This is a genomic window from Reichenbachiella versicolor, from assembly GCF_003171675.1.
Lineage (GTDB): Bacteria > Bacteroidota > Bacteroidia > Cytophagales > Cyclobacteriaceae > Reichenbachiella > Reichenbachiella versicolor.
In genome coordinates this window covers 40473-51622 of the sequence record NZ_QFZQ01000010.1, presented here as the reverse complement: position 1 = coordinate 51622, position 11150 = coordinate 40473, and the positions used below count along the sequence as shown (strand labels likewise).

At 38.0% G+C, this 11150-nt stretch carries 12 protein-coding genes and 2 riboswitches; of the genes, 9 read left to right on the top strand and 3 right to left on the bottom strand.

Features of this window, described 5'->3' with window-relative positions:
* Nucleotides 1-24: 24 nt before the first annotated feature.
* From DKG80_RS17940 to DKG80_RS21210, 3 genes are read right to left on the bottom strand one after another with little or no spacing between them, the layout of a single operon-like run.
* Nucleotides 25-369: a DUF2149 domain-containing protein gene (locus DKG80_RS17940; protein WP_109832758.1), complete on the bottom strand. Its 345-nt coding sequence runs from the start codon at nt 367-369 to the stop codon at nt 25-27.
* Between the two features lies 1 nt (nt 370).
* On the bottom strand, nt 371-928 hold the full coding sequence (locus DKG80_RS17935; protein WP_109832757.1) for a MotA/TolQ/ExbB proton channel family protein: 558 nt from the start codon (nt 926-928) through the stop codon (nt 371-373).
* Nucleotides 929-933: 5 nt separating this feature from the next.
* Nucleotides 934-1536, bottom strand: a complete 603-nt coding sequence (locus DKG80_RS21210) for a hypothetical protein (RefSeq protein WP_162555969.1) — start codon at nt 1534-1536, stop codon at nt 934-936.
* 28 nt (nt 1537-1564) lie between these two features.
* A riboswitch (cobalamin riboswitch) is annotated at nt 1565-1779 on the bottom strand.
* 67 nt (nt 1780-1846) lie between these two features.
* Nucleotides 1847-2133, top strand: a riboswitch (cobalamin riboswitch).
* Between the two features lie 96 nt (nt 2134-2229).
* Between DKG80_RS21210 and DKG80_RS17930 the strand changes: the two genes are divergently transcribed.
* The 9 genes from DKG80_RS17930 to DKG80_RS17890 all read left to right on the top strand — a co-directional run bounded on the left by DKG80_RS17930 (nt 2230) and on the right by DKG80_RS17890 (nt 11109).
* Entirely contained in the window at nt 2230-4092 is a 1863-nt protein-coding gene (locus DKG80_RS17930; protein ID WP_109832756.1) for a TonB-dependent receptor plug domain-containing protein, read from the top strand.
* A gap of 87 nt (nt 4093-4179) precedes the next feature.
* Entirely contained in the window at nt 4180-4683 is a 504-nt protein-coding gene (locus DKG80_RS17925; RefSeq protein WP_109832755.1) for a bifunctional adenosylcobinamide kinase/adenosylcobinamide-phosphate guanylyltransferase, read from the top strand.
* Nucleotides 4683-6143, top strand: a complete 1461-nt coding sequence (locus DKG80_RS17920) for a cobyric acid synthase (protein WP_221409157.1) — start codon at nt 4683-4685, stop codon at nt 6141-6143. Before DKG80_RS17925 ends, DKG80_RS17920 begins: the two co-directional genes overlap by 1 nt.
* Nucleotides 6136-7143, top strand: a complete 1008-nt coding sequence (locus tag DKG80_RS17915; RefSeq protein ID WP_109832753.1) for a pyridoxal phosphate-dependent aminotransferase — start codon at nt 6136-6138, stop codon at nt 7141-7143. Before DKG80_RS17920 ends, DKG80_RS17915 begins: the two co-directional genes overlap by 8 nt.
* On the top strand, nt 7140-8069 hold the full coding sequence (gene cbiB / locus DKG80_RS17910; RefSeq protein WP_109832752.1) for an adenosylcobinamide-phosphate synthase CbiB: 930 nt from the start codon (nt 7140-7142) through the stop codon (nt 8067-8069). The genes DKG80_RS17915 and cbiB overlap by 4 nt, the downstream gene beginning before the upstream one ends.
* A complete protein-coding gene (locus tag DKG80_RS17905) occupies nt 8066-8593 on the top strand; it encodes an AAA family ATPase (protein ID WP_162555968.1) in 528 nt (175 codons plus the stop codon). The genes cbiB and DKG80_RS17905 overlap by 4 nt, the downstream gene beginning before the upstream one ends.
* A gap of 26 nt (nt 8594-8619) precedes the next feature.
* A complete protein-coding gene (locus DKG80_RS17900) occupies nt 8620-9945 on the top strand; it encodes a cobyrinate a,c-diamide synthase (protein ID WP_109832750.1) in 1326 nt (441 codons plus the stop codon).
* Between the two features lie 6 nt (nt 9946-9951).
* Nucleotides 9952-10536 carry a cob(I)yrinic acid a,c-diamide adenosyltransferase gene (locus DKG80_RS17895; RefSeq protein WP_109832749.1) on the top strand — a complete coding sequence of 195 codons (585 nt, stop codon included), beginning with the start codon at nt 9952-9954 and terminating at the stop codon, nt 10534-10536.
* Between the two features lie 315 nt (nt 10537-10851).
* Nucleotides 10852-11109 carry a hypothetical protein gene (locus DKG80_RS17890; RefSeq protein ID WP_109832748.1) on the top strand — a complete coding sequence of 86 codons (258 nt, stop codon included), beginning with the start codon at nt 10852-10854 and terminating at the stop codon, nt 11107-11109.
* Nucleotides 11110-11150 lie beyond the last annotated feature (41 nt).

Genomic DNA, 11150 nt, shown 5'->3' with positions numbered 1-11150 from the left:
TCAAACGAACTTTATATAACAGATTTACTTTTCAGGGATGTAAATTATTCGACCGTCTTCTAGTTCATAGGCTGTCCCTAGTTTTACACCTTTTCCTGACTCTGAAGTTTCGGTTACTTTTTCGATTTTTACTTCTTTTCCTTTTTTGGTGATGATTTGTATTTCACCATTCGAAGTGGTCTTAGTGATGACTAATTCAGAATCAGGGTTAAACAAATCAAGTGTTTTGTATGCCATAAATAGTGCAAAAAACAAGGCTACAATGAATACTACACTTACGTCGAATAGATTAGCCATACTGCTTACTGGATCTTCTTCAGTCTCTGATTCTTCTGAAAAATAGGATCGCCTTTTGTTTAGTAAACTCATCTTATTCGTTGATTGACTTTTCCTTTTGTATTAGATGCTGTTCGCAAAGAGTTTCGCATTCAAGGAGGTCTTTTTTCATCCATTCTGATTGTTTGTGGTTAAGTAGAAATGCAGATAATCCTGATGCCATGCCCACTACAGTAGTTGTGAAAGCAGTTACCATATTGGCAGACATGATCATTAAGTCTCCTTGAGAAAGTGATGATAGTGCAGTTCCCATCGGAATTAAAGTCCCCATCAGACCTAATGCAGGTCCAGCTTTTACCACTAGTCGATTTGGACTTAAGGAGCTTAAATAGGAGTGACGCCAATTGCGAAGCAAACCAATCAAATCAAATTCTAGCTCTTTGATGGAAGATGCTGGGGTCTTCATATATTCCTCGAATTCCGCTTTGAATGAATCAATTTGCTTGAATTGTTTACTACGTCTACGCTTCAATTCATTTAAAAACTTTCCAATCGCTAAACACTGCTGAGCGAGTACAAACAATACTCCGATGAGAACGGGGTAGTAAAGCAAATTGGCAATCGCGAGCAATAAAGATTCTAAAATATTCATTCCAATCAGAGATTTGTTTTTTCATTCCAAACATAACCACCTATGATCAAGACAAGCAGGCCAGAAAATAGCAATAGACTTTCTTGATTAAAGATGGAATCAAAAGGTATGGTGGCGATAGGTTTTAGGTTTTGTTGTATACTAATCACCGTAGGTTCAAACACAAAGAATAGAGTGATGATCCAGCCTACATGTGAGAAGTACTCTGCTGTGCTTTTGAGCCAAGAGCTCCATTGGATTGAGACTATGATTATTACTCCTAGAATAATGGAAAGACTCAGAGATATGGCTAGGTTAGGTAATGAAGAGGATAAAATATGTCCACAAATCATTAGGATCAATGCTTGAATGACTATTGATTTCCATTCTCCATTCTTAAGGTCCAAGACGTCTTGAAAGTAGCTTATTACCAATAAGGCCAACAACAGTAGTTGATAAGGAAGGTTAAGGTCTTGAGGTAAAAAGTGTTGAACGGAAACAGAAATTGGTAAACAGGTCATAATCAACCATAAATTCTTGCGCTGCTTCGTGGATTTTTCTAATGAAATACCTCCACAAAGGCTCAAGAAGGATACTTGTATGCCAATAAGTACTAATTCAATTTCCATATCTAATCCGCTTTTAATCCCGAAAGCATCTTTTCGTCTTTGATTGGCAGGTATCCTGGCTTAATTCAGTTCTGAGGCCTTCCCATCTTCAATATTCTAGATAGTGACCAGAGTATTCAGAACATTTTCCTGAATTTACAGTTGCGGGTACAGCTCCGGAATTTCTCGAAAGATCACCGGATTCCCATATTAAGGCTTCTCCTCGAGATGGAAGAGAAGTCCACCAATTCTTCGCGAATCTAGTGTTTATTTGATTGACAAGGGCTATAAATATTTCATATCGAATAATGTATGTGAAACTAAGGAAACCTACATTTGCGCCCAATTCGGTTTTTGACCTTTATCAAAAGGAAAAAATTAAAAGGGAACCTTGTGAGAAACAAGGGCTGACCCCGCAACTGTAAGTTCAATCGCAGAGCGATAGCTATTTGTGAAAAATTCACTTGCTATTTAGCCATTGCGAAAATCAATGCCTTGAAGGCTTGCCTAAAGGTGATTTATTATGCTTGAACCCTATCAATTTTCCACTGTCCTTCGGGATGGGAAGGAAGTTCAAGTTGAACAAGCCAGGAGACCTGCCGAATGTTTAATTGAATTAGAGGCTTCGGGTGAAAGTTGATAAATCATTCTCGGTACGGAGGTTACCGCTGGATATGCCCATGAAGCACATTTATGCATGTTTAAAAAACAATAATGAACATTATCAAAAAAATTCATTTAGGTATGGTATGCCTTTTCATGGCTTGGAATACACAAGCACAGGATTATTTGAAGGTTATCCAGTTGGGGGATATCGTCGTAACTGGCTCTAAAATAGAGACACCAGTTGAAAAATCAGGTAAGACTATTTTCAAGTTGGACAGAGAACAAATCGAAGCTAATAGAGGGAAGGATATTTCCGATCTTCTCAACGAAATACCCGGAGTTCATATCGTGGGTAATTTGGGTGCTCCAGGAAATAATATTTCTTATAAACTAAGAGGTGCATCATCTAATAGCCAAACTCTCATATTGATAGATGGGGTTCCATTTAATGACCCAGCTTCCATTGCTCAAGAATTTGATCTTCGATTGTTAGACTTGGATCAGATAGAGTCTATTGAAGTATTGAAAGGAGGGCTTAGTTCACTATATGGAACTGGAGCTGCAGCTGGTGTTATCAATATTACCCTCAAAAAGGCTGCTAAAGAAAGACTGGCAGGATCTGCGAATGTAGAATATGGAAGCTTTAATACTTTTTCTTCAAATGCTAGTATATCAGGCACTGAGAATAAATTCAACTATTTGATCAGTGGAGGCTATAAGTCATCAGATGGGTTTTCAGCTGCTTTGGATACTTTAGGTTCTCAAAATTTCGATGATGATGGGATAGAGAGTATCAACTTTCTTGGAAAGTTTGGGTTTGAGGTTACAGATCAATTCTCATTGGGACTACTTGCTAGCCTTGATGATATTGACTATGATTTTGATGGAGGAGCATTTACTGACGGCAACAGTACGGCAGAAAATCAAATGCTAAAATTCGCATTCTTACCGACGTATAAATGGGATAATGGTAAGGCAAAAGCAAATATTACTTACCAAAAAAACGAACGCGTTTCTAGAAGCGATGGAAGAGATCCAAGTAATTTTAATGGTACAAATTTCCAGGCAGATGTCATTCTGGATCAGAAATTAACAAGTGACTTGAAATTGATAGGAGGTGTCAATTACCAAAGCCCGACGTTCGAGCAAGAAGATGTTGAAGATTTCAATTTTAATATTCTCGATCCATATGCCTCACTTGTATTCGACAAAGCTAATCTGAACGTTCAGTTGGGAGGAAGGTTAAATAATCATAGTGAATATGGCTCTAACTTTGTTTGGAATATAAACCCAAGTTATTTGATTGACTTAAGATCAAGTAAACTAAAAGTTTTAGGCTCTTATTCCACAGCATTTATTGCACCTACATTGTCTCAATTGTTTCATGAGTCTTGGGGAAACAATCAATTGGATGCGCAAGAGTCAGAATCAATAGAGGGTGGTTTTGAGGTATTGACTATTGGACAGTTTCAGTTTGGGGCAGTATACTTTTACAGAAAAGATGAAAACCTTATTGATTATGTTTCCACGTTTGATGCCGAGGGTAATTGGACCGGTGGAGGGTATGATAACCTTGAAGATTTTACAGAAGTTGGAGGAGCTGAGTTAAGTGCTGCCTATTCATTTAGTCCTAGAATAAAAATGTCTGGACACTATACTTACACTAGATCGCTTACCGATGAGGTGATACTCCGTAGGGTTCCTGAGAATAAATTTGGGTTTAGTTTATCTACTATTCCAGTTGAAAAATTATTAGTGAAGCTTACTCACTTGCATGTAGGAGAGACTCCAGAAAGATCGTCTGTATTGCTAGAATCGTATGATCTGTTTGACGCATTTGTATCTTACAATTACAACGGACTGACAATTTCAGCCGGGGTTAATAATATTTTCGATGCGGAGTATACGGCATGGTATGGTTACACTAGCATATCAAGAAACTATAACATCGGGTTGAGGTTTAATTTCTAGATACTAATAGAAGGCTTTTTCAATGAATCATATCCTATCACTATGGATGTTTTGTTATTGGAAAAGTCTTCTAATTAAGTTTGTATCATGATCTATTACATATCTGGAGGAGCGCGATCTGGCAAAAGTAGCTATGCGATGGAGCTGGCTAAGTCACTAAGTGAAAAGCCGGTTTATTTAGCTACGGCTCGCAAATGGGATGATGATTTTGAAGAGCGAATTCAACGGCATAAAGATGAACGTGGAGAAGATTGGCAGTCTTTGGAAAAAGAGACAAACCTCCATGATTTAGATCTCAGTCAGAAGGTAGTTGTGATAGACTGTATTACACTGTGGCTTACCAACTATTGGGTAGACTCAGCGTACGACATTGATGCATGCTTAAAGTCCTTCAAAGAAGATTTTGATCAGCTCGTTACGCAAAAGGCAACCTTTATTTTTATATCTAATGAAATAGGTATGGGGCTTCACCCAATAGAAGAAGGAACCAGAAAGTTTGTGGACTTACAGGGATGGGCTAACCAACATGTAGCTAAAAATGCGGATCAAGCGATTTTTATGGTTTCGGGATTACCTATGAAAGTGAAGTGATGAAAAATCTAAGACCAATCATGCTGGTAGGTACGGGATCTGACGTAGGCAAAAGCTGGATGACAGCAGGAATATGTCGTTGGTTGAAAAATCATGACTACTCTCCTGCTCCTTTCAAAGCTCAGAATATGTCTCTCAATAGTTTCTCCACGCCTGATGGATTGGAACTGGGTAGGGCTCAAGCGGTACAAGCTGAGGCTAGTAAGATAGCCCCAATGGTAGAAATGAATCCTATTTTACTAAAGCCTTCCTCTCAGAATCGGTCACAAGTAGTAGTGTATGGTAAGCCAATTGGTGATCAAACTGCCAAGGAATATTTCTCAAATAACAAACTTCAACTTTTCGAAGAAGCCAAAAGGGCATTTCATATACTAGAGGATAGCTATCAACCTGTGGTAATGGAGGGGGCTGGTAGTATCAGTGAGCTTAATTTAAAGAAAAGGGATATTGTCAATATGAGAATGGCTCGAGCTGCCAATGCTTGTGTCTATCTAATCGCAGATATAGATAGAGGAGGCATATTTGGGAGTGTTTATGGTACGATTGAGCTTTTGGAAGAGTGGGAAAGAAAGCTGATCAAAGGGATTATTATCAATAAGTTCCGAGGAGATATTTCTCTTTTCGAAGAAGGGCGAGAGATGTTAGAGAACTTGACGGGAGTTCCTGTTTTGGGTGTCATGCCGTATGCCAGTGATATTGTACTGGAGGAGGAGGATTCAGTAGCACTTAATGGAAGAGCGATGGTTTCAATGAAGGATAAGCTTAATGTAGCTATTATTCATCTTCATTATATGTCTAATTATACAGACTTTCAATCCTTGGAGCAAGAGCCATTGATCAATGCGTATTTTACAAGAGATCATGAGGAAGTCAGAAGGGCAGATGTAATCATTCTTCCTGGAACAAAGAATACTATCGAAGATCTGCTGGAATTGCGACGAGAGGGTATAGCAGAAGTTATTCATGAGATGTATGACAAAGTCCCAATCATTGGAATCTGTGGAGGCTACCAGATGATGGGGAAATCGATCGCAGATCCTTACCAAGTGGAATCTGACAAGGGTATTGTAGATGGGTTAGGTATATTCGATATAAAAACTGTGCTGACTAAAGATAAGACCACAGTTCAGCAAAGTTTCACCTTCAAAAGCGATGACCAAGAGTGTGTCGGCTATGAAATTCACATGGGAGAAACTACTGTACCTAATGGAAAACACTTAAATATAGTAGGTGGGAAGCCAGAAGGGTATTTTGATGGAAAACAAAGTTGGGGTACATACTTACATGGTATTTTAGATAATCAAATTGTAGTGAATGAGTTACTTCGGTTGAAGTTTAAAGAAGCGAATGCCTTGAATTATCTTGAATTTAAGGAAGTACAATATGAAAAGTTAGCTGACTGGATTGACGAGCATTTGGACATGGGAAGTATCATCGAAAATAGTCGAAAGGATGATTAATGGTCATGGAGATGATAAGCATTTGTTTGAGGTTGAAATTGAGCATAATTTCAGTTCAAACGTCTTCTATGAAGGTTGTCCACCAGACTTAATCAAATCACTAGTCGCTCATTCAAATATTATTGAGAATTACCCCTCTCCTGATGCAGGCGAATTAGCTAGAGCGGCGGCTAAGAGGTTCAAGTTATCTGATGATCAATTCCTTTTTACCAATGGAGCCACCGAGGCGTTTTATTTGATCGCTCATGTGTTTTCGGATAAGAAGGTTGCTATCGCAGCACCGACATTTGCTGAGTACGAAGATGCCTGTAAGATTCATGAGCTTAACTATGAGTTGGTCTCAAGAAATGATTTTTCTCCGTCAGATTTTGAGCTAGTTTTCATTTGTAACCCCAACAATCCCGACGGTAGTCTGATACTGAAACAAGATCTAAAATCACTTATTGAAAATCATCCTAAAACGATCTTTGTGATAGATGAGGCGTATATTGAATTTACTACCCAAACCAAGTCTATACTATCTTCAATTAATGAATTGAACAACTTAATAGTCGTTCGATCATTGACTAAAACTTTCACTATTCCAGGAATTAGGTTAGGGTACATTGCCGCTCAATCTTCAGTTATCCAACTCCTTCTCACTAAGAAAATACCTTGGAGTGTCAATGCTATGGCTATTCAATCTGGATTAGAAATATTCGATAACTATGACAAGTGGCAATTTGATGCGGCTGTATTAATGGAAGAAACTAAGTTGTTTTCAAGTCAAGTTGCTGATATAAAATGGCTGGATGTAAAGCCTAGCCAAACTAGCTATTTCCTTGTAGAACTTCTAGAAGGAAAAGCCAATGAACTGAAGAAGTACTTAGCTCTTGAGCATCAAATACTGATCAGAGATGCTACTAATTTCAATAGGCTAGAAGGAGAGTATATACGACTAGCTACTCAAAGTCCAGCGTCTAATCAAGCACTTATCAAAGCCCTGATAAATTGGAGATGAATCAAGTTTATATTCTGTTCATCGCCTTTGTTTTCGATGCGATACTTGGAGATCCACGATGGCTTCCTCATCTTATTGTTTTATTTGGGAATAGTATCTCCTCAGGAGAGAAAGTGCTGAATAAGGGTGAAAAGAGGTTCATTAAAGGGATGGTACTAACGCTGGCTCTGGTGATTTCCTCTTTTATCATTCCATATTATTTATTGGCACAACTCAGAGGGATCAATTATTGGATCTCGGATATTGTATCGATAGTGTTATTATTCTATTGTTTAGCCAATCGAACATTGATCAATGAAGGAAGAGCAGTATTTAAAACGCTTAAAGGAGAGGGTGTGGAAGCCGGTAGAAAAAGACTATCATGGATAGTGGGTAGAGATACTTCTAACCTAAACGAACAACAAATCCGAACAGCCACTTTGGAGACTATGTCGGAGAATTTAAGTGATGGAGTGATTGCGCCACTTTTTTATTACTTCGTTTTAGGTATACCAGGAGCGGTGGCTTATAAGATGATTAATACATTGGATTCAATGATCGGGTACAAATCCGAGCGATACGTAGACTTTGGGAAGTTTGCCGCAAAGCTTGATGATATAGCCAATTATCTTCCTTCAAGGTTGACAAGCTTTCTTATGCTAATTGTAGCTCGAAAAACCAATGGACTTCCTTTTGTTATCAGAGAAGGAAAGAAACATGCTAGTCCCAATGCGGGTTATCCTGAGGCTGCGCTTGCTTATATATTGAATTGTCAGTTCGGAGGACCAAATGTTTATCATGGAAAAGTCATAGAAAAACCATACATCGGAAACAATCCGCGATTGTTGGTAGATGCAGATTTAAAGACTGCGGAATATGTCAATTGGTTCAGTACTATTTTGAGTTGTGTACTCTTTGGTATTGTATTTTATATGTTACAATCTTGAAATACATTAAAAAACATATCATTACTGGTGCTCCAGGGACGGGAAAGTCGACTTTAACCAGTGAGTTGGAAAAGGAATTTCCATGTATGCATGAGGTTTCAAGAAAAGTGATCATCAAAGAGCAAGAGAGTGGAGGTGATGGGATGCCGTGGCAAAACCTTGGACGGTTCGCACAGTTGGTTTTTGACACTTTTATACAGGAGCTAGTATTAAATCATAAAGCCGTTTTCACAGATCGATTTATTTTGGATTTGATAGCCTACTTTGATTTAGAAGGAAAACCAATACCCTCTTATTTGGCACAGTATCCGTACCAAGACCAGTTCAGTGATAAAGTCTTTTTTGCTCCTACATGGGAAGAGATTTTCCATAAAGACGACCAGAGACAGCAAGAATATGCCTACTGTCTTGAACTCGAAAAAGTCCTATTAACCACCTACAAAGAGAAAGGGTTTGACATTGTCCATTTACCTAATTCGCCTGTATCAGACAGGGTCAGCTTCATAAAAAAACACCTCGTCTAAGAACAAACAGTAACTGCTCAAACCTAATGGAGAAATTAAACGAACAAATAAAAAGTCAATTTATCATAGCCGCTCCCAGTAGCAATGCTGGTAAAACCACTGTTACATTAGGTTTACTTCGACTTTTTAAGGAAAAGGGTATTTCTGTGCAGCCGTTCAAAGTAGGCCCAGATTTTATTGATCCCAAATTCCATTATCAAGCCTGTGGCAAAACGGGACTCAATCTTGATATGTTCATGATGAGTGACGAACATATCAAGGAGCAGTTTTATTATCATAGTCAAGACAATCAGGTGAGTTGTATTGAAGGAGTGATGGGGCTTTTTGACGGAGCTAGAAAGGCTAAGGGAAGTGCTGCGGATCTAGCGATAAAACTCGATATTCCAGTCATACTTGTCATAGATGCAAAATCCGTCGCTTATTCAGTAGCACCACTTATCAAAGGTTTTAAAGAGTTTGATGATCGATTGAACTTGCTCGGTGTTATTTTCAATAGAGTAGGGTCTGAACATCACTATTCCTTTTTGAAAGATGCTTGTGAAGACGTAGGCGTACGCTCTTTTGGATATGTGAAAAGGCTGGAAGACTTGGAAATCCCCTCACGCCATCTGGGTCTCAATATTGACAATATCAATCAATTCGATAGGTCTATTTCGGCATTGGCAGATGAAATGGAAACCACCATTGATTACAATTCACTCTTACAGTTAACACAAATTTCCCAATGGGAAGTGGGAATTACACAATCATCATCTGAAAGCCTCAAAATATCGATCGCCCAAGATGCAGCTTTCAATTTTATCTACCCTCAGCATATTGAAAAACTAAAAGAAATAGGAGAGGTTACCTTTTTTAGTCCATTGAGGGATGAGGAATTACCAGAGTCAGACTTCGTTTATTTTCCAGGAGGCTATCCAGAATGTCATCTTCAGGAGCTTTCAAAAAATCAGTCAATGTTGGCTAGTATTAGAAACTATTGCAACATTGGAGGTTTAGGCTTAGCCGAATGTGGAGGGTTGATGTACTTGGGGAAAAGCATAACCAATGAAAAAGGAGATGTTTTTGAAATGACTAATGTCTTTGATTTCGAAACCTCTATGGCTGAGTCCAAACTACATTTGGGCTATCGTCATATAGATATTCAAGATCTTCAACTCAAAGGACACGAATTTCACTATTCAACTATCCTACCCAACGAAACCTCTAAAATGGAATCTGTAATAAAAAACGCAAGAGAAAAGGAGGTGAACACTGCGGTGTATAGAAGGAACAATTTCATCGCTTCTTATATTCACTTTTATTTAGGAGAGAAGGATACATTTAGAAACTTAATCAATAAGCTAAGAGCATAAAGAATTATGAAAATATATACTCGAAAAGGAGACAAAGGAACAACGGGCGTTTTTGGTGGAAAACGCGAACCGAAGAATGGACCAAGAATGGAATGTCTAGGAACACTAGATGAAGTGAATAGTACAATAGGTCTATTGCGTTTCAAGTTAGGAAATGATCACGATTGGCAAAGTAATCTACATCGAATTCAAAAGGACTTGATGGATATGATGTCTCATTTGGCTCGCCCATCATCTTCTACCAAGGAGAATAAGAACCCAAAGCCTGTAGATGGTGCGGAGTTTTGTGAACAATGGATAGATGAACTGGAAGATGGGTTAAGTAGTCCTTCAGATTATTTTTTACTTCCAGGAGGAAATGAGGTTTCGGCTCTTTGTCATGTATGTCGAACTCAGATGAGACGAGGAGAACGTACTTTAATTAGTTTGGCTGATGAAGATCCAGATTGCGTAGAAGAATATGTCTCTTCCTACATCAACCGTCTTTCGGATCTTTTCTTCACACTAGCACGTGCCGAAATGGACAAGCATGGCGTAGCTGAGGAGAAGTGGAATTTGTTTTTGTACAAAAGGAAGAAGACGAGTAAGTAATAAGGATAAGCAGTTTTATCAACCTTTTACTATGCTAACAACATTTTTCAAAATGTAGAAAATATTGATTGAGTATTTAATGACATTACAGCGACAGGCTATCAAGGAGAGTTCTCTGAGGAAGATGTTGGAGGGGCAATGGGTGCAGGACCAATTAAATAAGGTACAAGTCGAATACTTTTCGGGGGTTAAAATAGATTATTAGAAAAATTGAATTTATCAGGGGTAATCTTTTTTTATTCCGTTTTTGGAATAACTATAACGGTTTCTTTAATAAATAGGAAGAAGAATTTATTCATTCAGGAGATCCTATACATGCATAAGTTCTTGAATGAAGAGAATCTAAAAGAATTTACTTTGGAAAAGGAATTTAAAGTAAATAGGATATATGATAATTATTCTATTCCTAAGTTCAGACAAAAGTTGATGAGTAACACATGCTATTCTGAAACTATATATAAGTACTCTAGATTTAACAGAGTTATGAAAATGTTGGCATATGGACTTTCTGTTACAGGTATAATAAGTATGCTCATATCTATGTTTAATGGAAACTTTATATCTTTTGAATAATTGTTTTTTTGCTTTCCCTAATACTGGTTCAATTTCGTTGT

What these genes read in the sequence shown, in the direction of transcription:
- DKG80_RS17925 (WP_109832755.1), top strand. Translation starts at nt 4,180, where the DNA reads ATGATCTATTACATATCTGGAGGAGCGCGATCTGGCAAAAGTAGCTAT.
- DKG80_RS17940 (WP_109832758.1), bottom strand. Translation starts at nt 369, where the DNA reads ATGAGTTTACTAAACAAAAGGCGATCCTATTTTTCAGAAGAATCAGAG.
- DKG80_RS17895 (WP_109832749.1), top strand. Translation starts at nt 9,952, where the DNA reads ATGAAAATATATACTCGAAAAGGAGACAAAGGAACAACGGGCGTTTTT.
- DKG80_RS17935 (WP_109832757.1), bottom strand. Translation starts at nt 928, where the DNA reads ATGAATATTTTAGAATCTTTATTGCTCGCGATTGCCAATTTGCTTTAC.
- DKG80_RS17930 (WP_109832756.1), top strand. Translation starts at nt 2,230, where the DNA reads ATGAACATTATCAAAAAAATTCATTTAGGTATGGTATGCCTTTTCATG.
- DKG80_RS17915 (WP_109832753.1), top strand. Translation starts at nt 6,136, where the DNA reads ATGATTAATGGTCATGGAGATGATAAGCATTTGTTTGAGGTTGAAATT.
- DKG80_RS21210 (WP_162555969.1), bottom strand. Translation starts at nt 1,536, where the DNA reads ATGGAAATTGAATTAGTACTTATTGGCATACAAGTATCCTTCTTGAGC.
- DKG80_RS17900 (WP_109832750.1), top strand. Translation starts at nt 8,620, where the DNA reads ATGGAGAAATTAAACGAACAAATAAAAAGTCAATTTATCATAGCCGCT.
- cbiB (WP_109832752.1), top strand. Translation starts at nt 7,140, where the DNA reads ATGAATCAAGTTTATATTCTGTTCATCGCCTTTGTTTTCGATGCGATA.
- DKG80_RS17920 (WP_221409157.1), top strand. Translation starts at nt 4,683, where the DNA reads ATGAAAAATCTAAGACCAATCATGCTGGTAGGTACGGGATCTGACGTA.
- DKG80_RS17890 (WP_109832748.1), top strand. Translation starts at nt 10,852, where the DNA reads ATGCATAAGTTCTTGAATGAAGAGAATCTAAAAGAATTTACTTTGGAA.